This is a genomic window from Methylobacterium soli (assembly GCF_008806385.1).
In the GTDB taxonomy this organism is placed as follows: domain Bacteria; phylum Pseudomonadota; class Alphaproteobacteria; order Rhizobiales; family Beijerinckiaceae; genus Methylobacterium; species Methylobacterium soli.
The window spans coordinates 1-26502 of sequence record NZ_VZZK01000018.1; the positions used below are offsets into that span (position 1 = coordinate 1).

The 26502-nt window shown below is 72.5% G+C and carries 22 protein-coding genes; 9 read left to right on the forward strand and 13 right to left on the reverse strand.

The window, feature by feature from the left end:
* Positions 1 to 218 precede the first annotated feature (218 nt).
* Entirely contained in the window at positions 219 to 1328 is a 1110-nt protein-coding gene (locus F6X53_RS17210) for a branched-chain amino acid ABC transporter substrate-binding protein (RefSeq protein WP_151001431.1), read from the forward strand.
* Positions 1329 to 1346: 18 nt separating this feature from the next.
* Here the strand turns inward: F6X53_RS17210 and F6X53_RS17215 are convergent, their stop codons facing one another.
* Complete coding sequence (locus F6X53_RS17215; RefSeq protein ID WP_151001432.1) at positions 1347 to 1919, reverse strand: tyrosine phosphatase family protein; 573 nt, start codon at positions 1917 to 1919, stop codon at positions 1347 to 1349.
* A gap of 200 nt (positions 1920 to 2119) precedes the next feature.
* Here F6X53_RS17215 and F6X53_RS17220 point away from each other — a divergent pair, with 200 nt between their 5' ends.
* The 3 genes from F6X53_RS17220 to F6X53_RS32450 all read left to right on the forward strand — a co-directional run bounded on the left by F6X53_RS17220 (position 2120) and on the right by F6X53_RS32450 (position 5788).
* Complete coding sequence (locus F6X53_RS17220; protein ID WP_151001528.1) at positions 2120 to 3253, forward strand: TRAP transporter substrate-binding protein; 1134 nt, start codon at positions 2120 to 2122, stop codon at positions 3251 to 3253.
* Between the two features lie 433 nt (positions 3254 to 3686).
* Positions 3687 to 5075 carry a deoxyribodipyrimidine photo-lyase gene (locus tag F6X53_RS17225; RefSeq protein ID WP_151001433.1) on the forward strand — a complete coding sequence of 463 codons (1389 nt, stop codon included), beginning with the start codon at positions 3687 to 3689 and terminating at the stop codon, positions 5073 to 5075.
* Between the two features lie 116 nt (positions 5076 to 5191).
* Complete coding sequence (locus tag F6X53_RS32450) at positions 5192 to 5788, forward strand: SCO family protein (protein WP_191970875.1); 597 nt, start codon at positions 5192 to 5194, stop codon at positions 5786 to 5788.
* On the opposite strand, the gene F6X53_RS17230 is transcribed toward F6X53_RS32450, so the two are convergent.
* Complete coding sequence (locus F6X53_RS17230; RefSeq protein WP_238296671.1) at positions 5733 to 7445, reverse strand: glycosyltransferase family 2 protein; 1713 nt, start codon at positions 7443 to 7445, stop codon at positions 5733 to 5735. The genes F6X53_RS32450 and F6X53_RS17230 overlap by 56 nt on opposite strands.
* Before the next feature lie 376 nt (positions 7446 to 7821).
* Between F6X53_RS17230 and F6X53_RS17235 the strand changes: the two genes are divergently transcribed.
* From F6X53_RS17235 to F6X53_RS17250, 4 genes are all read left to right on the forward strand, one after another.
* Entirely contained in the window at positions 7822 to 8640 is an 819-nt protein-coding gene (locus tag F6X53_RS17235; protein ID WP_244965588.1) for a transporter substrate-binding domain-containing protein, read from the forward strand.
* A 92-nt stretch (positions 8641 to 8732) separates the two neighbouring features.
* On the forward strand, positions 8733 to 9095 hold the full coding sequence (locus tag F6X53_RS17240; RefSeq protein ID WP_151001434.1) for a nucleotidyltransferase domain-containing protein: 363 nt from the start codon (positions 8733 to 8735) through the stop codon (positions 9093 to 9095).
* Positions 9064 to 9546 carry a ribonuclease toxin HepT-like protein gene (locus F6X53_RS17245; RefSeq protein WP_238296667.1) on the forward strand — a complete coding sequence of 161 codons (483 nt, stop codon included), beginning with the start codon at positions 9064 to 9066 and terminating at the stop codon, positions 9544 to 9546. Before F6X53_RS17240 ends, F6X53_RS17245 begins: the two co-directional genes overlap by 32 nt.
* 151 nt (positions 9547 to 9697) lie before the next feature.
* Positions 9698 to 11434 carry a lysine--tRNA ligase gene (locus F6X53_RS17250; RefSeq protein ID WP_151001435.1) on the forward strand — a complete coding sequence of 579 codons (1737 nt, stop codon included), beginning with the start codon at positions 9698 to 9700 and terminating at the stop codon, positions 11432 to 11434.
* A gap of 45 nt (positions 11435 to 11479) precedes the next feature.
* On the opposite strand, the gene F6X53_RS17255 is transcribed toward F6X53_RS17250, so the two are convergent.
* The 11 genes from F6X53_RS17255 to F6X53_RS17305 form a co-directional block, all read right to left on the reverse strand.
* Positions 11480 to 12322: an SDR family oxidoreductase gene (locus tag F6X53_RS17255; RefSeq protein ID WP_151001436.1), complete on the reverse strand. Its 843-nt coding sequence runs from the start codon at positions 12320 to 12322 to the stop codon at positions 11480 to 11482.
* A gap of 55 nt (positions 12323 to 12377) precedes the next feature.
* Positions 12378 to 12557, reverse strand: a complete 180-nt coding sequence (locus tag F6X53_RS17260; RefSeq protein ID WP_056469231.1) for a DUF1328 domain-containing protein — start codon at positions 12555 to 12557, stop codon at positions 12378 to 12380.
* An 88-nt stretch (positions 12558 to 12645) separates the two neighbouring features.
* Entirely contained in the window at positions 12646 to 13983 is a 1338-nt protein-coding gene (locus F6X53_RS17265) for a chloride channel protein (protein ID WP_151001437.1), read from the reverse strand.
* A 250-nt stretch (positions 13984 to 14233) separates the two neighbouring features.
* Positions 14234 to 15688 (reverse strand): siroheme synthase CysG, encoded by a 1455-nt coding sequence (gene cysG, locus F6X53_RS17270; RefSeq protein ID WP_151001438.1) that lies wholly within the window; start codon positions 15686 to 15688, stop codon positions 14234 to 14236.
* 82 nt (positions 15689 to 15770) lie between these two features.
* Positions 15771 to 18455, reverse strand: coding sequence for a nitrate reductase (locus tag F6X53_RS17275; RefSeq protein ID WP_151001439.1), 2685 nt, complete (start codon positions 18453 to 18455; stop codon positions 15771 to 15773).
* Positions 18456 to 18529: 74 nt separating this feature from the next.
* Positions 18530 to 20125 carry a sulfite reductase subunit alpha gene (locus F6X53_RS17280; protein WP_151001440.1) on the reverse strand — a complete coding sequence of 532 codons (1596 nt, stop codon included), beginning with the start codon at positions 20123 to 20125 and terminating at the stop codon, positions 18530 to 18532.
* The gene (locus F6X53_RS17285) at positions 20122 to 21915 is read right to left on the reverse strand and encodes a NirA family protein (protein WP_151001441.1); all 1794 of its coding nucleotides are present in this window, start codon (positions 21913 to 21915) and stop codon (positions 20122 to 20124) included. Before F6X53_RS17285 ends, F6X53_RS17280 begins: the two co-directional genes overlap by 4 nt.
* A 12-nt stretch (positions 21916 to 21927) precedes the next feature.
* Positions 21928 to 23157 (reverse strand): NAD(P)/FAD-dependent oxidoreductase, encoded by a 1230-nt coding sequence (locus tag F6X53_RS17290; RefSeq protein ID WP_151001531.1) that lies wholly within the window; start codon positions 23155 to 23157, stop codon positions 21928 to 21930.
* A 392-nt stretch (positions 23158 to 23549) separates the two neighbouring features.
* Positions 23550 to 23762, reverse strand: a complete 213-nt coding sequence (locus tag F6X53_RS17295) for a hypothetical protein (protein ID WP_151001442.1) — start codon at positions 23760 to 23762, stop codon at positions 23550 to 23552.
* Between the two features lie 86 nt (positions 23763 to 23848).
* Positions 23849 to 24865 carry a CmpA/NrtA family ABC transporter substrate-binding protein gene (locus F6X53_RS17300; protein WP_151001443.1) on the reverse strand — a complete coding sequence of 339 codons (1017 nt, stop codon included), beginning with the start codon at positions 24863 to 24865 and terminating at the stop codon, positions 23849 to 23851.
* Positions 24862 to 25449, reverse strand: coding sequence for an ANTAR domain-containing response regulator (locus F6X53_RS17305; protein WP_151001444.1), 588 nt, complete (start codon positions 25447 to 25449; stop codon positions 24862 to 24864). Before F6X53_RS17305 ends, F6X53_RS17300 begins: the two co-directional genes overlap by 4 nt.
* Before the next feature lie 207 nt (positions 25450 to 25656).
* On the opposite strand from F6X53_RS17305, the gene F6X53_RS17310 reads away from it, so the two are divergent.
* On the forward strand, positions 25657 to 26349 hold the full coding sequence (locus F6X53_RS17310) for a hypothetical protein (RefSeq protein ID WP_151001445.1): 693 nt from the start codon (positions 25657 to 25659) through the stop codon (positions 26347 to 26349).
* The last annotated feature ends 153 nt before the right edge of the window (positions 26350 to 26502 follow it).

The following is a 26502-nucleotide window of genomic DNA, read 5'->3' on the forward strand; positions in this document are numbered from 1 at the left end:
GGTCCTGGGCGTCGCCGCCTCCGTCGCAGGACCCATCGGATCCGCCGCCTCCGTCTACGCCTATACCCGATGAGCCAAACGCGCGCGGCCGTTCCGGCCGTGTTGCACCAATTCCCCTCTTGCCAATCTGCGCGGCCCCGTCGTTTCCTCCGTACCGGGAAGACGGACGGGACCGCGGGCTTTGTATCGGCGCGGGCTGAGCGTCTAGAAGAGGCCCGATGAAGATCAGACGTGTCGCCCCCCTGCTCGGCCTGGCGGTGGGTGTCTCAGCCCTCGCATGCCCGGCCGCGGCCGAGATCACCATCGGCGTGGCGGTGCCGCGCTCCGGCGCCTACGTGGCCGTGGGCGAGCAGGTGTTGCGCGGGGTGGAGGCGGCGGCGCGCGACGCCAACGCCCATGGCGGCCTCGACGGCGAGCCCATCACCCTCGACGTGCAGGACGATGCCTGCGATTCCAACAAGGCGACGGCAGTCGCCAACCACTTCGTGCAATCCAAGGTCGGCCTCGTGGTCGGGCATGTCTGCTCGAACGCCTCGATGGCGGCCTCGGAGGTCTACGCCGCCAACGGCGCCCTGATGATCACGGCGGCCTCGGTGGCGGCCCGGCTGACCGACCGCGGCCTGCCCACGATCTTCCGGGTCTGCGGGCGCGACGACGACCAGGCCCGGCTCTCCGCCACGGTGCTGGCCGAGCGCTTCCGGGACCGCAAGATCGCCCTGATCCAGGATCTGACGCCCGCCTCGCGCACGCTGGCGGCGGCCACCAAGGACAACCTCAACCGCATCGGCATCAACGAGGCCATGTCGGTGGCCTTCTCGCCGAGCGATGCCGACGACGCGGCCCTGGCCGACCGGCTGAAGGCGGCGGGGATCGACGTGGTCTATTACGGGGGCGACGCCACCGAGATGGGGCGCCTCGTGCGGATCTCGGCCGAGCGGGGCTTCAAGCCGCAATGGTTCGGCACCTCCGCGATCGCCACCCAGGATTTCGCCAAGATCGCCGGCCCGGCGAGCAACGGCGTCCTGATGACCTTCTACCTCGACCCGAGCCGCCAGCCCGCCGCCGCCTCGGTGGTCCAGGCCTTCAAGGCCGAGGGCGTCGACCCGACGGGCTCGACCATCTACGGCTACGCCGCCCTCCAGGCGCTGGTGGCGGCGGGCAACTTCGCCCATGCGGGCGACCCGAAGACGATCGCCGCCACGCTCCACCGGGAGCGCTTCGACCTCGTCCTCGGCTCCGTCGGCTTCGACGCCAAGGGCGACGTCACCGCGCAGGGCTACGTGCTCTACGTCTGGAAGGACGGCGCCTTCACGCCCGCCGGCAAGTAGCCCCGGCCGCGGTCGGGCTCACGCCGGCGCCGACAGGGCCGCGTCCACCTCGGCGCCCCGGCCGAGATCGCGCAGGAGCTTGGCGAGGTGCGGGCGCACGCCGAGCTGGTGCGCGTGCAGGCGCCGCACCGCCGCGTTCAGGCCGTTGTCGCGCCCCAGCATCGTGTCCGCGAAGGCGATCATCCGGGCGTTCGGCCAGGCGGGCTCCCGCAGGGCGTGGAGGCGCGCCACCAGCGCCTCGGCGGACGCCTCCGGCGCGTCCTGGGCGAACAGGATCAGCAGGGCGGCGGTCGAGCGGGACAGGCCGTAATGGCAATGCACCAAGAGGTGCCCGCCCCCGCGCGCCTCGGACCCGAAGGCCAGGATCGCTGCCACATCGGCGCGCTCGGGCGGCACCAGACCTTCGCCGGGCGCGAGGCAATCGTGGAAGCGCAGGGTGGTGCGGTGATGGGCCGGGAAGCCCGCGAAGCTCTCCGGCTCCGGCGTCCCCGGATCGAGGAGCGAGAGCACGTGGCTGACGCCCCGCCCGGCATGGCCGGCGATCTCCTCGAGGCCGCAGACGGTGTGGAGGGTGATGCTCTCGGGGGTCATGGGGCCGGGTTAGCATGGGGCGCCCCCCGGTTTCGAGTCGGGAATCGGCGTGTTATGGCCCGGCACTGGGCCGGTGGATCGTTTCGGCGTGATCTCCGTTCGTGAACGGCGGCCTCGCCGCGACGCGGGACATCGACGCATTGGACGACGCCTTGACCGAAGACCACCCGAGCGACGACCGCTTGAACGAGCCGGACGTCATGCCCTCGACCCTGCCGGGAGGCGCCTTGCCGAGACGCGCCCTTCCGAGACGCGCCCTGCTCACCGCCGGTCTCGGCGGCGTCGCGGCGGCCGGCGCGCTTGCCGCCCCGGCGATCGCCCAGACCGCGCCGGAGCTGCGCTGGCGCCTCGCCTCGGCCTATCCGAAGACGCTCGACATCCTGTTCGGCGCCTCCGAGACCTTCGGGCGCCTCGTGGCGGAGGCCACCGACGGGCGCTTCCAGATCAAGCCCCTCGGGGTCGGCGAGGCCGTCGGGGCGGATGGCCTCCTCGACGCGGTCGCGGCCGGCACCGTCGAGATGGGCCACGCCCCCGCGACCCTCGCGATGCAGAAGGACCCGACCTTCGCGCTCGCCACCGCCCTGCCCTTCGGCCTCAACGCCCGCGGCCAGAACGCGTGGTGGCTCGCCGGCGGCGCGAGCGAGCTCTTCGCCGAGATCTTCGCCAAGCAAGGGCTCGCCACCCTGCCGGGGGGCAATACCGGCGCGCAGATGGGCGGCTGGTTCCGTCGCGAGATCAAGAGCGTGGCCGACCTCCAGGGCCTGAAGATCCGCATCGCCGGCCTCGGCGCCCAGGTGCTGGCCAAGCTCGGCGCCGTGCCGCAGGCGACGCCGGGCCCCGAGATCTACGCCGCCCTCGAATCGAAGGCCATCGACGCGGCCGAGTGGATCGGGCCCTACGACGACGAGAAGCTCGGGCTGCAGAAGGTGGCGCCGATCTACCATTACCCGGGCTTCTGGGAGGGCGGCGCCATGCTGCATTTCTGGCTCAACGCCGAGAAGTGGAAGGCCCTGCCCAAGACTTACCGGGCCGCCCTCCAGGGTGCCGCCGCGCAGGTCAGCGCCGAGGTCCAGGCGCGCTACGATGCCCGCAATCCCGGCGCCCTGCGCCGCCTCGTGGCGGGCGGGGCGCAGCTGCGCCCGTTCCCCCAGGACGTGATGGAGGCGGCCCTCAAGCAGGCCAACGAGGTCTATGGCGAGATCGCGGCCAAGAACCCTGACTTCAAGCGCATCTTCGAGGCGATGAAGACCTTCCGGAACGAGGAATACCTCTGGTTCCAGGTGGCTGAGTACACCTACGACAACTTCATGATCCGGGCGCGGGCGCGCGGCTGACGCACCCTCGATGCGATTCGACCAAGAAAAAAGGCCACTCCCGAAGGAGCGGCCCGAAGTCTAGGGAGGAAACGCCCAAGGAGGGCAGCGGGACCGCGACGCCATCGCGCTCCCGCGATGCACAATCTGAACCTCCTGCGGCCGAATTCAAGGGGATTGGGGCAGCAAGGCTGTCTCTTTTGGTGCGACCGCGCACATTGATTTCGTGATGTGCTCAAAATGTCGCATCCAGTCAGGCGGTCGATTTCGCGGGCCCCTCCGCCGTGCGCACCAAGGTTCGGCGCGATAACGCCCTGATCGGGCAAGTCATTCTCCGCCCGGGCGGGCTCGTTTCTCTGGTCAGGGACGCTCGCCGTCTCCCATCCGCCCCTGCGGATATGCGGGGCCCGCGCCCTAACTTGTGCTCCTGGGTTCTCGGGGGACGAGGGACAGAATGGCCATCCAGGCGGGACGTATTCGCATCCTCAACGACGTCGCGCCCCGGGCCGAGGGCGCCTACGTCCTCTACCTGCTGCAGCAGGCGAACCGCGCGCATTTCAATCCGGCGCTGGAATTTGCCATCGAGGAGGGCCATCGCCTCGGCCTCCCGGTGGTGGCCTGCTTCGGCCTGCTCGACGGGAAGAGCGGCTTTCCCGAGGCCAATGCCCGCCACTACGCCTTCCTGCTGCAGGGCCTCGCCGACGCCAAGGCGGGTTTGGAGCAACGCGGCGTCGCCTTCGTGATGCGCAAGATGTCGCCGGCCGCGATCTGCCTCGACCTCGCCCGCCGCGCCGCCCTCGTGGTCCTGGACCGCGGCTATCTGGCGATCCAGAAGCGCTGGTACGGCGAGATCAGCGCGGGCGTCGACACCCGCCTCGTCCAGATCGAGGGCGACGTGGTGGTCCCGGTCGAGGTCGCCTCCGGCAAGCACGAATACGCCGCGCGCACGCTCCGGCCGAAGCTGCACCGGATCTGGGAGGAGTACATCCAGCCGCTCGCGCCGCGCCGGGTCTCGCACGCGGCGGCCACGCTCGGCCTCGCGAGCGAGATCGACGTGACCGATCCCGACGCGGTGCTGGCCGGGATGAGCCTCGACCGCACGGTGCCTCCGGTGAAGCGCTTCCGGGGCGGGGAGCGGGAGGCGCGGGCGCGCCTCGAGGCCTACCTCGCCGGCCCCTTCGCGGATTACGGCAGCGACCGGAACCGGCCCGAGGCGGGCGCGGCCTCGCATATGAGCCCCTACCTGCATTTCGGCCAGATCTCGCCGGTGGAGATCGCCCTCGCGGTGCGGGCCGCCCAGGCGGGCGGGGCGGAGGACAAGGCCGCCTATCTGGAGGAGGTCATCGTGCGGCGCGAACTCGCGATGAACCACGTTTTCTACACCGAGGGCTACGACGCCTTCGCGCGCGCCGTCCCCGAATGGGCCCGCAAGACCCTGGCCGAGCACGCGAGCGACCCGCGCCCGCGGACCTACACGGAAGCCGAGCTCGCCGAGGGCCGCACCCACGACCGATACTGGAACGCCGCCCAGGCCGAGATGCGGGAGACCGGCTACATGCACAATCACCTGCGCATGTACTGGGGCAAGAAGATCCTCGAATGGTCCCCCTCCCCCGAGGAGGGCTTCGCCCGGACCCTGCGCCTCAACAACCGCTACTTCCTCGACGGCCGCGACCCGAATTCCTTCACCAACGTCGCCTGGGTCTACGGCCTGCACGACCGCCCCTGGGCGCGGCGCAAGATCTTCGGCACCGTGCGCTACCAGAGCGAGAACTCCCTCCGGAAGTTCGACGCCAAGTCCTATCTGAGGACGGTGGAGGACCTCTGCGCTGCGGAGGCGTGAGCGATTCCGCCTTGCCCCGGGATCGGCGGCGACCGGATGCCCCCTTGCCAGGGCGGCGCCCGCGTGGTTCGCCACGCCTTCATGGCCGCGCGCGCCCGTTCGCTGAGGAAGATTCCATGCTGCCCGACCGCACGCGTCGCCTGCTCCTGCCCCTCGGGGCGTTCCTGGCCGGGCTGGTCGGGCTCGCGGCGGTGGCGGTGCTGACCCTGGCGCCGGAGCGGGCCCCGGTCGCGACCTCCAGCGTCGGCGGCCCCTTCACCCTGGTGAACCAGGACGGTCAGACCGTCACCGAGCGCGATTTCGCCGGAGCGACGCATCTCGTGTTCTTCGGCTTCACCCATTGCCCGGACATCTGCCCGACGACCCTGCAGCAGATCTCCGACGTGCTGGCCGCCCTCGGCGACAAGGCCAAGGCGATGAAGGTCGCCTTCATCACGGTCGATCCCGAGCGCGACACCCCGGAGAGCCTGAAGACCTATCTGGGCAGCTTCGACCCGCGCATCGTCGGGCTGACCGGCAGCCCCGAGCAGGTCGCCGCCGCGGTCAAGGCCTACCGGGCCTATTCCCGGAAGGTGCCGTCCAAGGGCGACGACTACACCATGGAGCACACGGCCCTGGTCTACGTGATGGACGGCCGGAACCGCTTCATCGGCGCCCTCAACCTGCAGCGGCCGGCGGATGAGACCGCGGCGGAACTGGCAAAGCGGATCTGAGCGGCTCCGCGACCGGGCGGCTTTTCAGGGCGCCGCTGCGGGAGGTGCGCGACAGGCCGTGCTCGGTCTTGTTCCAGCGGTTCGGGGCGCGGATCAGCTCGATCAGGCCGAGCCAGGCCGCGAGGCTCACAAGCAGGAAGTAGAGCGGCAGCATCAGCACGTAGGGCACGAGGTCGATCCAGCCGCGCCGCAGCGCCCCGAGCGTCGCGGGCAGGAGCATCGCGGAAAATCCCGTGACGAAGATCGTGATGGCGAGCCCGGTTGGCAGGTTCGGCCAGAATTCGGGCCCGGCCCAGACCGGACTCAGGAGGAATTCCGCCGCCGCCGCCCCCATCAGGAACGGGTAGACCAGGGCCGAGGCGACGGTGCCGGGCACCAGCGCGAGGGCGCACAGCACCTCCAGGGGGCCGAGCGCGCGCAGGTTGCGCCAGGGGCGGCGGGCATGGGTGAAGCTCGTCTGCAGGAAGCCCTTCATCCAGCGGGTGCGCTGGCGCAGCCAGGGCCGGATCTCGGCCGGCGCCTCCTCCAGGGTGGCGCTCGGCAGGTCCCCGACGATGTAGCCCGCAACCGCGAGGCGCATCCCGAGATCGGCATCCTCGGTGACGTTCCAGGCGTCCCAGCCATGCACCGCCCGCAGGATGGCGGTGCGGAAATGCGTCGAGGTGCCCCCGAGCGGGGTCGGCAGGCACCAATGGGCGAGCGCGGGCCCGAGCACGTCGAACAGGGCCGTGTATTCGAGGGCGAAGCAGCGGGTGAGCCAGGAATCGGCGGCGTTGTCGATGACGAGGCGCCCCTGCAGGCAGGCGAGGTCCGGCCGTCCCGCGCGAAAGCGCGCGGCGGCGCGGCGCAGTTGCGCCGGGTCCGGCACGTCCTCGGCATCGTAGACCACCAGGCAGGCGCCCCGGGCAAGCGGCAGGGCAGCGTTCAGGGCCCTGGGCTTGGTGCGGGGCAGGCCCGGCGGCACCACCACGATCTCGAACCACGGGGGCAGCGCCTCGGCCGCGAGGGCCGCATGGGTTTCGGCATCGTCCGCCTCGATCACCAGCTTGATGTCGAGCTTCGTCACTGGATAATCGAGCCGCGTCAGCGCGCCCACAAGGCGGGGCACCACGGCGGCCTCCCGGCAGAGGGCGACGAGCACGGTGTAGACCGGCAGCTCGCACTCCGCGAGGGGCGCCGGCTCGGGCTGGTCGACCGGCGCCGGGATGCAGAGGGCGCCGAGCCGGAAGGTCGCCATCGCCAGGAAGACGCTCTGCACCGCCGTCAGGCAGGCGAGCGCCGCCCAGCCGGGCAGGCCGGCATAGAGGCAGGCGAGCATCGCCGCCAGGAGGGCGACCAGGATCGCGTGGCTCGGGCGCGGCCCCGGCCGGAAGGCCCAGTCCGGCCGCCGCCGCGCCAGTTCGTCCGACGCGTAGGCGGCGATCCGCCCCGGCATCGCCGCGAACACCGCCGCGCGCAGGCGCGTCGGCGTCGTGATGGCGGGCAGGCGCCCGGGCGGGCTGCGGCCGGCGAGCCACTCGGCGATCTCCGCCCCCCGCGGCGCCAGCACGAAGGCGGCGGGCGCCCCGGCCGCGAGGGGCGCGAGGCCGGTCGCGAGGCTGTCGGGGAAGCGCAGGCTCGCCCGGAACGGGATCGGACCGTCGAGGAAGGGGGGCACCGAGGGCCCGGGCCAGGGCCCGGTAATAGGCCTCCTCGCCCATCAGGCCGGCATGCAGGAGGGCGGTGGCGCCGTCGCTGCCGCTGGCGCGGGCCAGCGCCGCGGCGCGCAGGAGCCGGGCGGGCTCGACGCCCTCGGCGAGCAGGAAGGCGAGTTCCGGCGGCAGCGCCCGCGCGCCGGACCAGGGCGATGGAATCCCGAGGAACGACACGCACCCGCTCCCGCCGGCCCCGGAACGTGCTAGGGGAGACGGGTGAGCCGACCCTTCCCCGCCTTGTGCCAGCGCATCCTGGGTGCGAACCGGCCGTTCCGCCGATCCGGCCCGCGTCGCGGCGCCCGATGGGCCATTATTCCCATTTTCGTTGCGGGCGCAACCATCGCGGTGCCGGCCGGCGCCGAGACCCCTCAGCCGCCGGCGCCGGCGCAGAATGTCGCGATCCCGAACTTCTGGAATCCGCGCAGCCGCGGCGAGCGGGTGGAGGCGCCGCAGACCGGCCGCGCCGTCCGCTTCCTCACCGACGACGAGTTCCCGCCGCTGCATTTCGCCGGCCCCGACGGCAACCCGACGGGCTTCGTGGTGGAACTCGCCCGCGCCGTCTGCGAGCGCCTGTCGATCACCTGCACGGTGCAGGCCCGGCGCTTCGACACGCTGCTCGACGCGCTCAACGAGCGCCAGGGCGACGTGGTCGCGGCCGCGATCCCGCTGACCCCGACCCTGCGGTCGCGGTTTCTCGCCACGCGGCCGTTCTTCCGCTGGCCGGCCCGCTTCATCGCCCGCACCGACCGCGGCCTGCCCGAGCCCTCCGCGGCGGCGCTCGCGGGCAAGAATGTCGGGGTGATCGCCGGGAGCGCCCACGCCGCCTACCTGAAGGCCTTCTTCCCGAAGGCAACCTTGCGGGAATTCACCGATCTCTCGGCGGCGGAGAGCGCCCTGCGCCGGGGCGAGACCGACTACGTCTTCGCCGACGGGCTCGGCCTCGCGCTCTTCGTCGGCGGCTTCGAATCCGGCAATTGCTGCGCGCTGATCGGCGGCGATTACCTGGAGAACCGCTATTTCGGCGAGGGCATCGGCCTCGTCACCCGCCAGGAGGATGCGGCGCTCTCCCGCGCCCTCGACGACGCGCTCCAGCGTCTCTGGGACGACGGCCGCTACGCCGAATTGTACCTGCGCTTCTTCCCGGTCTCGCCGTTCTGAGGGGTGGCGCGGCGCGGGCGCTCTGGTGCCCGTCCGGCCGATCGCCTACATCGGGATTGGCCCTCAGCGAGGCCGAGCGAGTGTGGCGCGCGATGCCGGCAGCCAGCAGATCTCCGACGAGCCGGATCGACCGCCTCGTGGCGGCGCGGACCGAGGCGCGCGCGCGGACCGCACGGGGCCGGGCCACCGCCCTTCTGGCGGGGCTGAAGGCCCGCGGGTATGACGTCGCGGTGATCGGGTCCCTGGCCGCCGGCCGGTTCCGGCTGCACTCGGACATCGACCTCCTGGTTCGCAACCCGGTCGACGGCGCCGAGCGCGCCGAGGTCGAACGCGCGGTCGCGGAGGCGTTGCGCGCCTCCGGCATCCCCTATGACCTGATCTTCGCCTGCGACCTGACAGCGTCCCAGCGGGAGGCCTTCGAGCATGATCTCGTCGTCTCACCCGGCCTTCGCTAAGCTCGGGCCGAAGCTCGAGCGGGCTCACCGCGAGCTCGCGAATCTCGACGATTTTCTCAGGCTCTACGATGCCCTCTCGCCGGATCTGGTGACCGTCTGGGGACGAACGACGACGATCGCGGCGGCGGTCCACAACGCCTATAACGGCATCGAGGACGTTCTCCTGAACCTTGCCAACGACATTGATGGCTCGGTGCCGACCGGAGAAACCTCCCATCAGGATCTCCTCGACCAGATGCGGGCGGCACTCGCGGGGATTCGCCCGGCCCTCCTCGACGACCCGCTCTACGCCGCCCTCACGGAGCTGAAGGGCTTCCGCCACCGCGTACGTCACCGCTACGGCTTCGATCTCGATGCGGCGAAGACCGACGAGAGCCTCGCGCGGATGCGGCGGAGCTTTCCGCATTTCGTCGAGGCCGTGCGGCGGCTGGAGCAGGTCATGACCGCGTAGGCCGCGGCCTGAGCGCGTGCGACCGGCGTGTTTCCGGGCGCCGCGCAGGCCGCGACCACAAAAACCAGCATGGGGAATTTCGCAGCGCGGCAAAGCGCACTAGGGTGCCGCCCTTCGCAAAGCCCCTTTCTTCGAAGCGTCGTTCCTGATCATGCCGTCCCCGCTCTCCCTCGACCCCGCCCTGATCGAGGCCGCCGCCCACGCGGCGTCCTGGCCGTTCGAGGAGGCGCGCAAGATCGTGGCGCGGCTGGAGCGCAAGCCCAATGCCGAGGTGCTGTTCGAGACCGGCTACGGGCCCTCCGGCCTGCCGCATATCGGCACCTTCGGCGAGGTGGCCCGCACCTCGATGGTGCGGCACGCCTTCCGGGTCCTGACGCAGGACCGCGTCCCGACGCGGCTCATCGCCTTCTCGGACGACATGGACGGCCTGCGCAAGGTGCCGGACAACGTGCCGAACCGGGAGCTCCTGGCGCGCCATCTCAACCAGCCGCTGACGCGGGTGCCGGACCCGTTCGGCACCCATGACAGCTTCGGGGCCCACAACAACGCCGAGTTGCGCCGCTTCCTCGACGCCTTCGGCTTCGACTACGAGTTCCGCTCGGCCACCGCCTGCTACGAGGCGGGTGTCTTCGACGACACGCTGCGACTGGTGGCGGAGCGCTACGACGCCGTCATGGCGATCATGCTGCCCTCGCTGCGGGCCGAGCGCTCGGCGAGCTACTCGCCCTTCCTGCCGCTCCATCCGGTCACCGGGGCGGTGATGCAGGTGCCGATCGACGAGGTTCGGGCCGCCGCCGGCACGCTGGTCTGGCGCGACCCGAGCTCGGGCGAGGCCTACGAGACCCCGATCACGGGCGGCGGCGCCAAGCTGCAATGGAAGCCCGACTGGGCGATGCGCTGGGTGGCGCTCGGCGTCGATTACGAGATGGCCGGCAAGGACCTGATCGATTCGGTGAAGCTCTCGGGCCAGATCGCCCGCGCCCTCGGGGCCGAGCCGCCGGAGGGCTTCAACTACGAGCTGTTCCTCGACGAGAAGGGGCAGAAGATCTCGAAGTCGAAGGGCAACGGGCTCACCATCGACGAGTGGCTCGCCTACGGCACCCCGGAATCGCTCGCGCTGTTCATGTACAACAAGCCGCGCGAGGCCAAGCGCCTGTTCTTCGACGTGATCCCGCGCCACGTCGACGAGTACCTGAATTTCCTCGACCGCTTTCCCGGCCAGGACCCGAAGCTGCGCCTCGGCAACCCGGTCTGGCACCTGCACGCGGGCCAGCCGCCGGCCCCCGAGACGATCGGGGGCGGGCCCGAGACCAAGGCCACGACGCTCACCTTCGCGATGCTCCTGAACCTCGTGGCGGTGGCCAATGCCGAGGATCCGGCCGTGCTCTGGGGCTTCCTCCGGCGCTACGCCGACGGGATCGGCCCGCAGACGCATCCGGGCCTCGACCGGCTGGTCGGGCACGCGCTCGCCTATTACCGGGACTTCGTGCGCCCGGCCAAGACCTACCGGGCGCCGACGCCCGAGGAGCGCGCGGCCCTGGAGGACCTCGCGTCCTCCCTGGCCGAGCATGCGGGCTCGACTGATCCCGAGGCGCTGCAGGCGGTGGTCTACGAGGTCGGCCGGCGCCACTTCCCGGACCTGTCGGGCAAGGCCAAGAGCCCCGACGGGCGCCCCGGCGTGTCGCAGGCCTGGTTCACCACGATCTACAACGTGCTGTTCGGCGAGGCGCGGGGCCCGCGCTTCGGCTCCTTCATCGCCCTCTACGGCGTGGACGAGACCCGGGCGCTGATCGCGAAGGCGCTCTCGGGCGCGCTGGAGCAGGAGCGCGCGGCCATGACGGCGGCCATCACGCCGGCCATCGCGCCGGCCTTGCCGAAATCGGCCTGAGGCCGGCCCTCCCCGCGCGTCAGGGGAAGGCGGCGGGCGCCGTCTTCACGCGCTCAGCCCGACCTGCCGAAGGCTGATCTCCCAGACCCGTTCCTGCACCGCGCGGTCCTGGCTCTCGGCGGAGGGGGGCGTCGGCCGGCTGCGGGCGAAGTAGCGCCCGCTGACGCCCGCGAGGTCGGGGGCGGTGGCGAGGTGGAGCGAGGTCGCCGCGCCGTCCTCGGGCTTGCTCAGGAAGGGGCGGATCAGGCTCCAGCCGAAGCCGAGGAGCCCGCCGGTATTCTTGGCAAAGCCCGTGTTGATCACGCCCGGATGCAGGGCGTTCACGGTGACGCCGCTGCCGCCGAGCCGCCGGGCGAGGGCCGCCGTGAACAGCACGTTGCCGAGCTTGGCCTGCGCGTAGGCCTTGATGGGGCTGTAGCGCCCCGCCCCCTCGAGATCGTCGAAATCGATGCGCCCGCGGGTATGGGCCGCCGAGGCCACGTTGACGATGCGGGCGGGGGCGCTGGCCTTGAGCCGGTCGAGGAGCAGGAGCGTCAGGAGCACGTAGCCGAGATGGTCGAGGGCCCAGCTGCGCTCGATGCCGTCGGCCGTGATCTCGCGCCGGTCGAAGATCGCGCCCGCATTGTTCACCAGCACGTCGAGCCGGGCGTAGCGAGCCAGGATCTCGGCCGCGAGGCGCCGGATCTCGGCCTGCGACGAGAGGTCGGCCACGAAGGCGTCGAGCGCGGCCCCGGGGGCGCGGGCGCGGATCTCCCCGATCGCGCGCGCAACCTTGGCGGCGTCGCGCCCGACGAGGCCGACGCGGGCGCCTTCCCGGGCCAGGCCCAGAGCCGTCTCGTAGCCGATGCCGGAGGTCGCCCCGGTGACGAGGCAGACCTTCCCGGTCATCGCCGCTCGGGCGGCGGGCTCGCCGGAAGCCGTGCCCGGGCGCGCCGCCACGGCCCTAGAACACCGCCTGGCCGATGGCGAAGGCCACCACCACGATGACGATCGCCACCAGCAGGAACAGGCCGAACAGGATCCGGGCGAGCGACCCGGCGCCCGAGGCGATGCCGGTGAAGCCGAGGCCGCCCGCGATCAGCGAGATCACGAAGCAGATGAGGGCCCATTTCAGGAGGGTCATGGCGTGAAGTCCGTCAGAGTCGAGAGAATCGAGCGATAACCCGGCCAAAGCTCAACCGTTCCGGATCGCGTCCGCGCTTTCTCGCCCGTCAGGCCGTTCGCTTGACCGGCGGCGCGGCGGGATCGGCCCGGGCGAGCAGGATGTCCGCGAGGGCGTGGTAGAGGCCGCCGCGGCAGACGAGCTTCGAGGCGGCGTCGGCGATCAGGGCCGCGATCATCAGGGGGATCATCATGGCGTGGTCCTGGGTCATCTCGGTGACGATGACGAAGGAGGTGATCGGCGCCTGCAGCACGCCGGTCAGGTAGGCGACCATGCCCAGCAGAACGAGGGCGCCGATCGAGACCTCCGGGAACAGCGCGTGCCAATGGGCCCCGAGCCCCGCCCCGACCGCGAGGGAGGGGGCGAACAGGCCGCCCGGGATGCCGCTGATCGAGGACAGGACGGTGGCGGCGAATTTCAGCGGCGCGAACCCGGTCCGCACCGCCGCGTCCCCGTGCAGGATCGCGCGGGCCTCCTCGTAGCCGGTGCCGTAGATGGCGCCCCCCGTGGCGAGGCCACAGAGGGCGACGCCGAGGCCGCAGAGCATTGCGAACACCACCGGGCGGCGGGCGATGAGCCGGCCGGGCAGGCCCGGGAGCCCGCGCCCGAACAGGATCACGATGCGGCTGAACAGGCCGCCGCCGAGCCCGCCCAGGACGCCGAGGAGCGGCACCACGATCCAGCCCGGGCCGATCGCCAGGGTCGCCCTGGTGGTGCCGAAATAGGTGTAGTTCCCGACGAGCCAGAGGGAGGTGAGGCCGGCCGCCACGATGGCGGCGACGATCAGGCCGGTGGTGCGCGCCTCGTAGGTCCGTCCCAGTTCCTCGATGCCGAAGACGATGCCGGCGAGCGGGGTGTTGAACGCCGCCGCGACCCCGGCCGCGCCGCCCGCCAGGATCAGACCCGGCAGGCGCTCCGGCGTCAGCCGGCCCACCGCCGCCATGAGGGCCGCCCCGACCTGCACGGTCGGCCCCTCGCGGCCGGCGGAGGCGCCGCAGAGGAGCCCGAGGGCCATCACCACGATCTTGCCGAAGGCGACGCGGAGCGAGACCAGGGCGTGGCGGAAACCGGAATCGCGGGTGTGGCGGGCCGCGATCACCTGCGGGATGCCGGAGCCTTGCGAGTTCGGGAACACCGTGAGGGCGAGCAGGGCCGCGAGCCCGAAGCCGAGGGGCGTCATCACGAGGGCGATCCAGGGCGAGACCGCGAGGACGAGCTTGAACCCGGCCTGCGCCGCGTCCGCGACCTTGGCCATCAGCACCGCCGCGAGCCCGACGCAGATGCCCCCGAGGAGGAACAGCAGGCGCCGGCGCCAGATCGCGAAGGCATCCACCGAAGCGTCGCGCAGCCGCACCAGCGAGCGGCGGTAGAAGGGGCGTCGCGGCATGGCCCTGCGTCGGTTGGTGCCTGGCTCGGGGGGCGGCCCCGCGCGGAAGGAGCGGGCCGGCGCCTAAGATTGGCACGGAATGCATGAAGGGCGGGTGGCGGTGCCGCCCTGCGTACGCTGGCGAGGGGCCGGCATCGCCCCGGGCGATCCGGACCCCGCATCCGCCCTGGCCCGCCGGTCGGATCCGGCCCCGGTCAGATCCGGCCGGAGGAGTCCGGCCGGGATGGGATGCGCGGGAGGATGGGCCCGCTCAGGACGAAGCCGCGGCCGGCGCGGCCTCCACCGCCTGGGCGGCGGCGCGGGACAGGGCCTCGCCCACCATCAGGATCGCCGGGCCCTCGAGGCCCGAGGCCTCGACGCGGTCGGCGAGGTCGGCGGCGGTGCCGCGCACAACGGCCTGGTTCGGGCGCGTCGCGTTGAAGGTGACGAGGGCGGGGGTGGCGGGCGCGAGGCCCTCCGCGATGGCGCGCGCGAGCAGCACCCGCAGGGTGCGCTTAGGCATGTAGACGACGGTCGTCACGCTCGGATCGGCGAGCGCGCCCCAGTTCAGGTCCTCGGGCAGCGCCCCCCGGCGGTCGTGGCCGGTGACGAATTGCAGGCGGCGCGCCGCGTCGCGGTGGGTCAGGGAGACCCCGAGGGAGGCCGCCGCGCCCTGCGCCGCGCTCACCCCCGGCACCACCGCGACGGGGATGCCGGCGCGATGGCAGGCGTCGATCTCCTCGCCGGCCCGGCCGAAGACCAGGGGGTCGCCGGATTTCAGCCGCACCACCTGCTTGCCGGTGCGGGCGAGCTGGACCATCAGGGCGTTGATGTCGTCCTGGCGGCAGGAGGGCCCGTGCCCGGTCTTGCCGACCAGCATGGTGCGGGCCTCGCGCCGGGCGTAGTCGAGGATCTCGGGCGCCACGAGGTCGTCGTACAGGATCACGTCGGCGTTGCGCAAAGCCCGGAGCGCCTTCAGGGTCAGCAATTCGGCATCCCCCGGCCCGGCGCCCACGAGGGTGACGGCCCCGCCCTTCGGGGCGGCCTGGGTCTCGCCGAGGAGATCGGCGAGGTCGTGCGCGCCCGGGGCCCGGTCGGGCTCCGCGAAGGCGCGGTCGGTGAAGCGCTCCCAGAAGTGGCGGCGCTCCGAGAATCCGTGGAAGCGGGCGGAGACTTGGTCGCGCCAGTCGCGGGCGGCGGCGACCCAGGTGGCGAAGCCCCGCGGCAGCATCGCCTCGATCCGGGCCCGCACGGTCTGGCCGAAGACCGGGGCGGCGCCCTCCGTCGAGATGCCGACCACGAGGGGCGATCGGTTGACGATGGCGCCGAACTTGACGTCGCAGAGATGGGGCCGGTCGACGGCGTTGACGATGGCGCCCGCGGCTCGCGCGGCCGCCACGAAGGCCACGCAATCGGCCTCGTCCTCCATGGCCCCGATGCAGAAGGCGGCGCCCGTCAGGTCCTCCGGCGCCCATGGGCGGCGATGCAGCGTGACGCGGCCCGCCACGATGTCGCCCGGCACGGCGGCGAGCTCCTCGCTCGGCTCGGGCGCGTAGACGTCGACCTCGGCTCCGGCCGCCGCCAGCAGCTTCACCTTCCAGGGCGCGCCGCCATTCGAGCCGGCCAGCACGGCGCGCTTGCCCTGGAGCGGGACGAAGACGGGCAGGACGGCGAGGGGTTCGAGCCCTTGGCCGCGCGTCTCGCGGGGCTGGCGGGGTGTGCTCATGGTTGTCGCGCCGATCGGACTTCAGGTTCAGGTGACCCCGTTCCGGACCGGGAAGGGTCGGGACGGTGCCGCTAGATGGCCCTCAGGCGGCGCTGCGCGCAAGCGTCTCGGGCAGGAGCTTGCGAATCTCCGGTATGCAGGAGCCGCAATTCGTGCCGGCCTTGCAGGCCGCCCCCACCGCCTCGACGCTGCCGGCACCCGCCGCGATCACGCCCGCGATGACCTCGAGGCCGACGCCGTGGCAGGCGCAGATCGTGGGGCCGGCGGCGGCCGCGGCGGCGCGGCCGGAGAGCAGGGCGCGGCGCTCCGGCGCCTCGGGCTCGGCTTGCGCGAACAGGGCCTTGGCGGCCTCCCAATCGGGCTTGTCCTCGGCGGGCGCCAGGGACAGGCAGGCGACGAGGCGCCCCGCCTCGTAGACGGCGCCGCGATAGCGGCCGCGGGCGTGGTCGGCATATTCGGCGAGTTCCAGGCCCTGGAAGGCGCCGCGCATCAGCAGGGCGATCTCGCGGGAGCCGTCCTGCGTGGCGAATTGCAGCGCCGAGCCGCCCAGGATGGTGGCGCGCGCCCACCACCAGCCCGCCGGGGCCGCGTGCGGGGCGCGGGTGAGCAGGAAGCCGCGGGAGCGGTAGGCGACGGGGCGGACGCGCGCGGGCGTCGCCTTCAGCTCGGGTTGGCCGGAGACGGGATCGGGCACGCCGCGCACCACGGCGCCGACGCGCGCCTGCGAGGCGGTAGCGTCGCTCCAGTGCATCGGCATGAACAGGCTGCCGGGGCGCACGCCCTCCGTCACCATCGCCTCGAGCTCGGCCGTGCCGTGCTCGCTCGCGACCTCGCAGAGGGCGCCGTCCCGGATGCCGAGGGGGCCGGCATCGTCGGGGTGGATCTCGCAGAAGGGCACCGCCCGGTGGGCCGAGAGGCGCTGGCTCTTCCCCGTCCGCGTCATGGTGTGCCAGTGGTCGCGCACGCGGCCGGTGTTGAGCACCATCGGATAGGCCGTGCTGGTGTCCTGCGCGAGCGCCGGGGGCTGCACCGCGACGAAGCGGGCGCGTTCGTCGAAGGTGTAGAAGCGCCCGTCCGCGAAGAGCCGCGCCCGGCCCTTCTGGCCGGCGCCGCCGCGCTTCGGCAGCGGCCATTGCACCGGCCGGTTCGCCGCGTAGGCGCCGTCGCTGATGTCGCTCAAGGCGCCGATGTCGAAATCGCGGGTGCCGTTGTTCTCGAAGGCCGAGAGGGCGGCGTGCTCGCGGAAGATCGCGGCGGCCGACAGGTAGGCGAAGTTTTGCCCGTGGCCGAGGCGCCGGGCGACGTCGCTGAGGATCGCCCAATCCGGCCGGGCCTCGCCGGGCGGCTTCAGGAAGGCGCGCTGGCGCGAGATGCGGCGCTCGGAATTCGTCACCGTGCCGTTCTTCTCGCCCCAGCCCAGGGCGGGCAGCAGCACGGTGCGCCGGCCCGCGGCGCGGGCGGTGTCGCTGTCGGCCATCACCTCCGAGACGACGTAGAGGTCGAGCTTGCGCAGCGACGCCTTTATGGCGTCGGCGCGGGGCATCGACACGAGCGGGTTGGTGCCCATCACCCACAGGGCCTTGATCTTGCCGCGTTCGATCGCCTCGAACAGGGCGACCGCCTTCATGCCCTCGCCCGTGATGATGCGCGGCGCGGCCCAGAAGCGGCGCACCCGGTCCACCTCCTCGGGGGCGAAGTGCATGTGGGCGGCCAGCATGTTGGCCAGGCCCCCGACCTCGCGCCCGCCCATGGCGTTGGGCTGGCCGGTCAGCGAGAAGGGCCCGGCGCCCGCCTGGCCGATCCGTCCCGTGGCGAGGTGGCAATTGATGATGGCGTTGCCCTTGTCGGTGCCCTGCGCCGATTGGTTCGCGCCCTGCGAGAAGGCCGTGACGACCCGGGGCGTCTTCGCGAAGAGGTCGAAGAAGCGCCCGATTTCGGCCTCGTCGAGGCCGGTCGCCAGGGCGGTGGCGGCAAGGCTCGGGGCGATGGCGCGGGCCCGGTCGAGGGCCGCCTCGAAGCCCGCCGTGTGCTCGGCGATGAAGCGCTGGTCGAGGGCGCCGCTCTCGGCGAGGTGGACGAGGAGGCCGGAGAACAGGGCCGTGTCGGTGCCGGGCTTGAGCCCGAGAAAGAGGTCGGCCTCCTCGCCCGTCTGGGTGCGGCGGGGATCGATCACCACGAGCGTGGTGCCGCGCTTGGCCCGCGCATCGACCATGCGGCGGAACAGGATCGGGTGGCACCAGGCCGTGTTCGAGCCGACGAGCACGATCACGTCGGCCTCGTCGAGATCCTCGTAGCAGCCCGGCACCGTGTCGGAGCCGAAGGCGCGCCGGTGCGCGGCGACCGCGGAGGACATGCAGAGCCGCGAATTGGTGTCGACATGCGGCGTGCCGAGGAAGCCCTTCGCGAGCTTGTTTGCGACGTAGTAATCCTCGGTGAGGAGTTGGCCCGAGAGATAGAAGGCGATCGATTCCGGGCCGTGCTGCTCGGCGGTCCGGCGCAGGCCGCCGGCGACGCTGCCGAGCGCCGCCTCCCAGGAGACCCGGGCGCCGTCGAGCATCGGGTGCAGCAGGCGGTTCTCCAGCGACAGGGTCTCGCCGAGCGCCGATCCCTTCGAGCAGAGCCGGCCGAAATTCGCCGGGTGCTCGGGGTCGCCCGCGATGCCGGCGCCCCCCTGCCCGTCCGGGGTCGCGAGGACGCCGCAGCCGACGCCGCAATACGGGCAGGTGGTCCGCACGACGGAGGACGGGTCCGGCACCGGGACGGTCATGGGGTGATCCTCAGGCGTGGTCTCGGGATGGGCGCGAGCAAGAGTCGGGCCTTGCGCCCGCCGCCCGCGCCGGCTCAGTAGACGTCGGCCTGGTAGCGGCCGGCCTTCTTGAGGGCCGCGAAATACGCCACCGCCGCCTCGGGCGACTTCCCGCCATGCTCGGCGGCGACGTCGATGATCGCCCGCTCGACGTCCTTGGCCATGCGCTTGGCATCGCCGCAGACGTAGAAATGGGCGCCTCCTTCGAGCCATTTCCACAACTCGGCGCCGTTCTCGCGCATCCGGTCCTGGACGTAGGTCTTCTCGGCTCCGTCGCGCGACCAGGCCAGCGACAGGCGGGTCAGCACCTTGTCGTCCTTCAGCCGGTTCAGCTCGTCCTTGTAGAAGAAGTCCGAGGCCTGGCGCTGATGGCCGTAGAACAGCCAGTTGCGGCCCGGCGCCCCGGTGGCGGCGCGCTCGCGCAGGAAGGCGCGGAACGGGGCGACGCCGGTGCCCGGGCCGCACATGATCACGTCCTTCGAAAGATCCTCGGGCAGGCCGAACCCGTGCGCCTTCTGCAGGTAGATCTTGACCTTGGTCTGCTCGGGCAGGCGCTCGCCGAGATGGGTCGAGGCGACGCCCAGGCGCAGCCGCGAGCGATGATTGTAGCGCACCGCGTCGATCGTGAGGGAGACCCGGCCCGGATCGGCCTTGGGCGAGGACGAGATCGAGTAGAGCCGGGGTTGCAAAGCCTCAAGGGATTCGAGGAAGACCTCGGCATCGGGGCGCGCGCCCGGGAACTTGTGGAGCGCGCCGAGCACGTCGAGATAGGCGGCGTCGCCGTCCGGATCCTCGCCGGCGGCCAGCGCCTTGGCCTTCCGGCGCGCCTCGCCGGCGGTGAGGAGGGAGAGCAGCTGGTAGAGGCTGTCCGGCGCGGCCCCGAGGGCGTAGTCGGTGAGCAGGTGCTGGCGCAGGGTCTTGGCGCCGATCAGGCGCTCCGGGCGCGCCCCGAGCTCGGCGATGACCGCGTCGACGAGGGCCGGGGCATTGGCCGGGAACAGCCCGAGGGAATCCCCCACCGCGTAGGTGATCGGCGTGTCGCGCAGGTCGATCTCGATATGCCAGGTCTCCTTCTCGCCGCCGGGCGCGTTGAGGCGCGTGCGCGAGAGAAACGTCGCCTCGACCGGGTTCTCGCGGCAGAGCCCGAGGGGGCCGAGATCGGCCGCCCCGGCCGGCGCCTCGCCTGCCTCGCCCGCCTTCGGGGGCGCGCCCGCGCCGAACTCCTCCCCGAGCTTCTTCAGCATCCGGAGGGTGTCCTTGCCGCCCGGCTGGCAGAGGTTCAGCCGCTCCTCGCTCTTGAGGAAGATCGCGTTGGCGTAATCGGCGCAATTGTAGCCGCACTGGCCGCAATCCTGCTGGGCCATGGCGGCCATCAGCTTCTGCGGCTCGGGCCGCTCCCGCGCCATCTCCATCCGGTCGGCGATCGGGAGGGAGGGGTCGTGCCAGGGGGCGTCGTCGTTGTCGGCGAGCCGGGGGCCGCCCGGGGCCTCGCCGGGCGCGAGCGCCGTCGCGCCCGCGACGGCGGGGCCGAGGAGCGCCGCGAAATAGCCCGACAGCCAGGAGCGCTGGTCGGGGTTGAAGGGCGCGGTCTCCGGGATGAGGACGAGGGGGGGCGTGACGTGCTCGCTCATGCTGCGGCCTTCAGGACGGGCTGGTCTTCGGCCAGCGAACGGAGGGAATCGGGCCCGGTGCGGCCGGTGAAGGCCTGGAAGCTCTCGGCCTGGCTCTCGCGGCCCTTGAGGTAGGCGCGCAGCAGCGCCTCGATCCGGCCGGGGCAATCCTCGGCCTTGACCGCCTTCCAGATCTCGGTGCCGATCTTCGGGCTGTCGCCGAAGCCGCCGCCGACCACGATGTCGTAGCCCTCGACGGTGTCGCCCTCCTCCGAGACCACGACCTTGGCGCCGATGAGCCCGATATCGCCGATGTAGTGCTGGGCGCAGCTGTGATGGCAGCCGGTGAGGTGGACGTTCACGGGCACGTCCAGCTCCTTCAGGTTCGCCTCGATGTAATCCGCGATGACGAGGGCGTGGCCCTTCGTGTCGGAGGCCGCGAACTTGCAGCCCCGGCTGCCCGTGCAGGCGACGAGGCCGGCGCGGATGCTCGACGCCTCGGTGGTGAGCCCGAGCGCCGCCACGCGCGCCTCGACCTCGGCCACCTTCGCGTCCGGAACGCCCGAGAACAGGAAGTTCTGCCAGACCGTCATCCGGATGGCGCCGTCGCCGCATTCGGCGGCGATTTTGGCCAGCGCGCGCATCTGGTCGCTGGTCATCTTGCCCACCGGCAGGATCACGCCGATCCAGTTCAGCCCCGCCTGGACCTGTCGATGGACGCCCACATGGGCGAAGCGGTCCATCCGGCCACGGGGGGCGATATGGGCGGGGTCGACCCGATCGAGCTTGCGGCCCAGAACCTCCTCGACGGCGGCGAGGTACTTGTCGAAGCCCCAGGCATCGAGGACGTACTTCATGCGCGACTTGTTGCGGTTGGTGCGGTCGCCGTTTTGGATGAAGACCCGCAGGATCGCGTCGGCCACGCGGTTGCACTCGGCGGGGCGCAGCACCACCCCGGTGTCGCGGGCGAGGTCGCGGTGGCCCGAGATGCCGCCGAGGACGAGGCGCATCCACACGCCCGCCTCGACATTCGCGCCCTCCAGCACCCGCACGGCCTGGAAGCCGATATCGTTGGTCTCCTCCAAGACCGGCATGACGCCGCCGCCGTCGAAGGCGACGTTGAACTTGCGCGGCAGGCCGAAGAGGGAGCGGTCGTTCAGGATCCAGTTGTGCCAGGACTTGGCGAGCGGCCGGGTGTCGAGCAGCTCCTGCGCGTCGATGCCGGCCACGGGCGAACCCGTGACGTTGCGGATGTTGTCGGCGCCCGCCCCCCGGGCGGTCAGGCCGAGATCGATCAGCCCGTCCAGGAAGGGCTGCCCGTGCTCGGGCGCGATCTCGCGGACCTGGAGATTCGCCCGCGTTGTCACGTGGCTGTAGCCGCCGCCATGCGCGTCCGCGAGGTCGGCGATGCCGGCGAACTGCCAGTGCTGCAGGATGCCGTTGGGGATGCGCAGGCGGCACATGTAGGAATTCTGGGCCGGCGCGACCCAGAACAGGCCGTGATAGCGCCAGCGGAAATTGTCCTCGGGCTTCGGGGCGCTGCCGGTCGCGGCCTCGCTGATGAGCCGGTTATGGCCCTCGAAGGGGTTCTCGGCCCGCTTCCACTTCTCCTGGTCGCAGAGCTTGCCGCCGGCCTTCACGGTGGCGTCCTGCGCCCGGATGTGGATCGCGTCCGGGCCCGTGGGCTCGGCCGGCGCGCCACCGCCGCCACCCTGGCCGAGGGCGAGGCCGCCCGTGAGGCGGGCCGCCGCGATGCCGGAGGCGAAGCCTTCGAGGTAGCGCTTCTGCTCGGGGTTGAAGTCTTCAGCCACGGTCAGCCTCCGTCACGCTGCGAGGGTCTGAGGGGTGCTCGGCGCGGCGGCCGGGCGCCCGAACATGAGGTCGTCGAGATGGCCGGTGACGGGCTCGCCGGACCGGATCAGGGCCTTGCACCAGCCCTGCTCGCCGATATCGCCGACGAAGACCGCGCCGATCAGGCGCTCGTCCTCGACGAGGAGCTTGCGGTAGAGCCCGGCGCCGGGATCGCTCAGCACGATGGCCTCGGCGCTCTCCGGCGTGTCGACCACCCCGGCCGAGAAGACCGGGAGGCCCGAGACCTTGAGGCTCGTCGCGAGCGCGGTGCCCTGATAGGCGCCGGCCTCCCCCGCGAGGTGGCGGCTCAGCACCTCGGCCTGCTCGTAGGCGGGCTCGACGAGGCCGTAGGTCATGCCGCGGTGCTCGGCGCATTCGCCGAGGGCGAAGATGCGCGGATCCGAGGTCGCCATCCGGTCGTCGACCTTGATGCCGCGCCCGGTCTCGAGGCCGGCGCCCTGCGCCAAAGCCACCGAGGGGCGCACGCCCACCGACATCACCACGAGGTCGGCCGGCAGCACGGTGCCGTCGGACAAGGTCAGGCTCTCGACCCGGCCGTCGCCGTCGATCGAGGCGGTGTCGGCCTTGAGCATCACCTTGACGCCGCGGGCCTCCATGGCGCGCTTCACGAGGCCGGCGGCGGCATGATCGAGCTGGCGCTCCATCAACCGGTCCATGACGTGCAGGAGGGTCGTGTCGATGCCGAGGCGACTGAGCCCGACCGCCGCCTCAAGCCCGAGCAGGCCGCCCCCGATGACGACGGCCCTGGCGTGCCGGACGGCCGCCCGGCGGATGGCGGCGACGTCGGCGAGGTCGCGGAAGGTGATGACGCCGGGCAGGTCGATGCCGGGTTTCGGCAGCCGGATCGGCGTGGAGCCGACGGCGAGCACCAGCTTGTCGAAGGGAAGGACGTGGGTCTCGCCGACGATCGCCAGCGCGTTCTCGCGGTCGATCGCGGTGACGGGGGCGCCCGTGATCAGGCGGATGCCGTGGCTCTCGTACCAGTCGAGGCCACGGAAGGCGCAGGCCGCCTCGTCGACCTCGCCGCCGAGCAGCGAGGAGAGCAGGACCCGGTTGTAGGCGGCCACCGGCTCGGCGCCCACCACCGTCACGTCGTAGAGGCCCGGCGCGCCCTCCGTCAGGCGCTCCAGGAAGCGCAGGGAGGCCATGCCGTTGCCGACGACAACGAGGCGCTCGCGCATCGCTGCCTGGGAATCCGTCCGGGGGGTCGCCATCGCGTGTCGGGTCTCATCCTCGATGCTCGTGGGCGGGCCGCCACGAAAAAAGCCGCTGCCGTTCGTCACCCGACGGGGTCAGCCCCCGCGAGACGACCGGATCAGCGGCCTCGCTGACGGTGCTGCCCGTCGCCATTGACGGACGTGAGGATGAGAGCAGGTTCCGTGCCAGAGGCCGCTTTGGACGCCAAGCCACTGATCGGGATCAGGAATTTCGCGCCGCGGCTGGACACGCATGAGGGCCCGGCGGGGACGCGTGCGCTGCACAAAATTGAGGCGTTTGGATTCGAATGCGGCAAGCCGGTGCCGCGGTCGAGCGTCAGGCGGCGACGATCCGCACGCTCAGGCCGGCTTCGGGCTCAGATCAGGATGGTGAGGGCGAGCGCGAGGCCGATGGTGGGGGCCGTGCCGATGGCGACGGCCCAGTGCCAGAGCTTCGGGGCCGAGGCGGAACGGTTGTCGTTGGCGGGCCGCGGCGGCACGGCGCGAAGCCGCACGTAGCGCGACAGCTCGACCCGGGCGTGCCCCGTGGGCGGCAGGTTCGAGCTGAAGGAGCGGCGGCAGCTTGGCATGGCGAGCAGATAACGGCGATCCGGCGCGCCCGTTCCATGCCGCCGCGGGGGGCCCGGCGCGCGAGTTCCGCGCCTGCCGCGAGTCCTCACGCGACGGGCCCGGCGGCCTCGAACAGGTCGGGCCGGTAGATGGCCTCGACCGCCTCGCGCAGGTCCGGTCCGGAGGGAACCTGGCCGGCCGCCGCCATCTCGGCGAAGAGCCAGCGCGCCTGCTCCCGGCCCGGCCTCTGGGCCGGGGCGCCGAGGCGGATGTAATCGGGCGCGCGGCGCCGGCGCCCGGCGGAATCGACGATGATCTCGCCCTCCAGGCAGCGGGCGATCAGGCCGGCCTCCTGGCCGAGGGCGGAGCGGCGCGCCAGGCGGTGCGCCAGCTCCACCCGGTTGGCCTCGTGGCCGCACCAGAGCCCCGCCCGCGCCACCGCCCGGACCAGGGGCAGGGCCGCCTCGCCGAGCCGGCCCGAGAGGGCCAGCACCTTCTCGGGGCAATCCGGCACGATCTCGCAGCCGAGCGCCGCGATCCGCCCGATCCCGGCCGCCACCGCGACGCCGTTCCAGGGCGCGCCGGCGCAGAACCCGTCCACGAGGCCCCGGGCCAGGGTCTCGACGCTGTGCTGGGGCGGCACCGCGACGAGGCGGATGGCCGCGAGGTCGAGGCCGCCGCGCAGCAGCAGGTGCCGCAGCTGGTAGGTGTGGCTGGAGAACGGATGCACGGTGCCGAGGGTGAGCGGACGGCCCTGCGCCCGGCGTTCCCGGGCGACCCGCGCGAGGGACTGGGCGACGCTTTCCAGCCCGTCATCGGGGGGCGCCATCGCGTCCCAGAGGGGCTTCGACAGGGTGACGGCGTTGCCGTTGAGGCTGAGCCCCAGCGGCACGGCGAGGTCGGCGGGCGGGCCGCTCAGGCCCACGGCGCTCGCCAGCGCCAGGGGCGCCAGCATGTGGGCGGCGTCGAGGTAGCCGAGCGCCAGCCGGTCGCGCAGGGTCGCCCAGGAGGGCTCGGCCGAGAGGTCGAGGTCGAGCCCTTCCTCGCGGCCGAAGCCCATCTCGGCCGCCGCCAGGAGCGGGGCGGCGTCGCAGAGGGGAACGTAGCCGAGATGCAGCCTCATCCGAGCAGATCCGCGGTCGTCACGATGGCGCGGGCGATGTCGGCGATCTTGCGCTTCTCGTTCATCGCCTTGCGCCGGAGCTGCTTGTAGGCCTCGTCCTCGGACAGGCCCTTCAGGCTCATCAGGATGCCCTTGGCGCGCTCGATCAGCTTGCGGTCGGCAAGCTCCCCCCGCGCCTCCGTGAGCTCCCGCTGCAGCCGCGCGAAGGCGTTGAAGCGCAGGATCGCGATGTCGAGGATCGGCTTGATCCGCTCCGAGCGCAGCCCGTCCACCACGTAGGCCGAGATGCCGGCATCGACCGCCGCCTGCATCATGGTGGAATCCGAGCGGTCGACGAACATCGCCACCGGCCGCTCCGCCTGGCGCGAGACCACCGACATCTGCTCCAGGATGTCCCGGCTCGGGCTCTCGAGATGGATCACCACCACGTCGGGCTTGAGGGCGGCGACGCGCTCCAGGAGGTCGGCGGTGTCGGGGATGATCACGACGCGGCCGATACCGGCCGCCCGCAGGCCCTCCTCCAGGATGGCGGCGCGGGCCCGGCTCGGGTCGATCACGGCGACGGTGAGGCTGGATTCGGTCATCGGGGCCCGGCTTTGGGCATCTGGCGGGTGTCCGGGGGGCGGTAGCGCGGCGACGAGGCCGGACGCAAGCGGCATGCCCGGCGCGGGGGGCGCCATCGGCCGCGCCGAAATCGGCCCCGGGTTACCGACAGGAAAGAAAACGGCCCAGCTTCCGCCGCAAAGCGCGGCGCATTCTCGGGGCGGATCGGACAGCAGGCGAGGTGCGCGGTGAGTCGCTTGATTCGGCAGGCCCCGTGCGACGCGATGCCGAACGGCCTCGCCTCCGGCGAGCGTTCGAGCGCCAGCCTTCCCTTCCTGCCGACCCTGGCGACGGCCCTCGTCCTGGCGAGCGCCTCGTTCCTCTGCCGCGAGCCGGCGCAGGACAGGCCGGTCCCCCCGGTGCCGGGCGTCGAGACGGTGACGCTGATCGACCCGCACGCCTTCCCGGAGCCCGCCGCCGCGCCCGCCGAGCCCAGGCCTTCCGCCGCCCTCGCCTTCGCGCAGGCCTATCCGCTGCTGCCGGCCGAGCCGCGGGCGGTGGCGAGCCGCATCGCCCCCCGAATCGCCGCGACGCCGCGCGTCGCCCCGATGCCCCGCATCGCCGCGATGCCCCGCATCGCCGCGATGCCGCCGCGGCGCTCGCCCTGCCTCGCGCAGGGGCTCGATTGCGAGGCGACCCCGCGCCGGCCCGAGCCCGTCCTGGCAAGCCAGCCCGCGGAGCCGAAGGCCGCCGAGAGCCTGGTCTCCGGAACCCGCGCCCCCGAGACGATCGAGGCGGTGACGGAGGACGGCCTGCTGCCCGACCTCGCCCTGCCCTTCGCGCCGGCCGCGCGGGCCGCGGGCCGCGCCGCCGACTTCGTGCGCACCGGCGCGGCCGCGCTCGGCGGCTCCGTCACCGTCCTGGTCGACCGCCTGCGCTGAGGCGCCGGCTGCCCCGATCCGAACCGCGCCTGCCCCGGCACACCGCGCACCGCCCGGATGTGCGACCCCGCACGCGCCTCGGCCGGGGGCTGCGCAAACGCGTGAGCAGGCTGGACCGTGGCCCTCCCCGGGACTAGGTGGACCCCAACGCGG

What these genes read in the sequence shown, in the direction of transcription:
- F6X53_RS17210 (WP_151001431.1), top strand. Translation starts at nt 219, where the DNA reads ATGAAGATCAGACGTGTCGCCCCCCTGCTCGGCCTGGCGGTGGGTGTC.
- F6X53_RS17215 (WP_151001432.1), bottom strand. Translation starts at nt 1,919, where the DNA reads ATGACCCCCGAGAGCATCACCCTCCACACCGTCTGCGGCCTCGAGGAG.
- F6X53_RS17220 (WP_151001528.1), top strand. Translation starts at nt 2,120, where the DNA reads ATGCCCTCGACCCTGCCGGGAGGCGCCTTGCCGAGACGCGCCCTTCCG.
- F6X53_RS17225 (WP_151001433.1), top strand. Translation starts at nt 3,687, where the DNA reads ATGGCCATCCAGGCGGGACGTATTCGCATCCTCAACGACGTCGCGCCC.
- F6X53_RS32450 (WP_191970875.1), top strand. Translation starts at nt 5,192, where the DNA reads ATGCTGCCCGACCGCACGCGTCGCCTGCTCCTGCCCCTCGGGGCGTTC.
- F6X53_RS17240 (WP_151001434.1), top strand. Translation starts at nt 8,733, where the DNA reads ATGCCGGCAGCCAGCAGATCTCCGACGAGCCGGATCGACCGCCTCGTG.
- F6X53_RS17245 (WP_238296667.1), top strand. Translation starts at nt 9,064, where the DNA reads ATGATCTCGTCGTCTCACCCGGCCTTCGCTAAGCTCGGGCCGAAGCTC.
- F6X53_RS17250 (WP_151001435.1), top strand. Translation starts at nt 9,698, where the DNA reads ATGCCGTCCCCGCTCTCCCTCGACCCCGCCCTGATCGAGGCCGCCGCC.
- F6X53_RS17255 (WP_151001436.1), bottom strand. Translation starts at nt 12,322, where the DNA reads ATGACCGGGAAGGTCTGCCTCGTCACCGGGGCGACCTCCGGCATCGGC.
- F6X53_RS17260 (WP_056469231.1), bottom strand. Translation starts at nt 12,557, where the DNA reads ATGACCCTCCTGAAATGGGCCCTCATCTGCTTCGTGATCTCGCTGATC.
- F6X53_RS17265 (WP_151001437.1), bottom strand. Translation starts at nt 13,983, where the DNA reads ATGCCGCGACGCCCCTTCTACCGCCGCTCGCTGGTGCGGCTGCGCGAC.
- cysG (WP_151001438.1), bottom strand. Translation starts at nt 15,688, where the DNA reads ATGAGCACACCCCGCCAGCCCCGCGAGACGCGCGGCCAAGGGCTCGAA.
- F6X53_RS17275 (WP_151001439.1), bottom strand. Translation starts at nt 18,455, where the DNA reads ATGACCGTCCCGGTGCCGGACCCGTCCTCCGTCGTGCGGACCACCTGC.
- F6X53_RS17280 (WP_151001440.1), bottom strand. Translation starts at nt 20,125, where the DNA reads ATGAGCGAGCACGTCACGCCCCCCCTCGTCCTCATCCCGGAGACCGCG.
- F6X53_RS17290 (WP_151001531.1), bottom strand. Translation starts at nt 23,157, where the DNA reads ATGCGCGAGCGCCTCGTTGTCGTCGGCAACGGCATGGCCTCCCTGCGC.
- F6X53_RS17295 (WP_151001442.1), bottom strand. Translation starts at nt 23,762, where the DNA reads ATGCCAAGCTGCCGCCGCTCCTTCAGCTCGAACCTGCCGCCCACGGGG.
- F6X53_RS17300 (WP_151001443.1), bottom strand. Translation starts at nt 24,865, where the DNA reads ATGAGGCTGCATCTCGGCTACGTTCCCCTCTGCGACGCCGCCCCGCTC.
- F6X53_RS17305 (WP_151001444.1), bottom strand. Translation starts at nt 25,449, where the DNA reads ATGACCGAATCCAGCCTCACCGTCGCCGTGATCGACCCGAGCCGGGCC.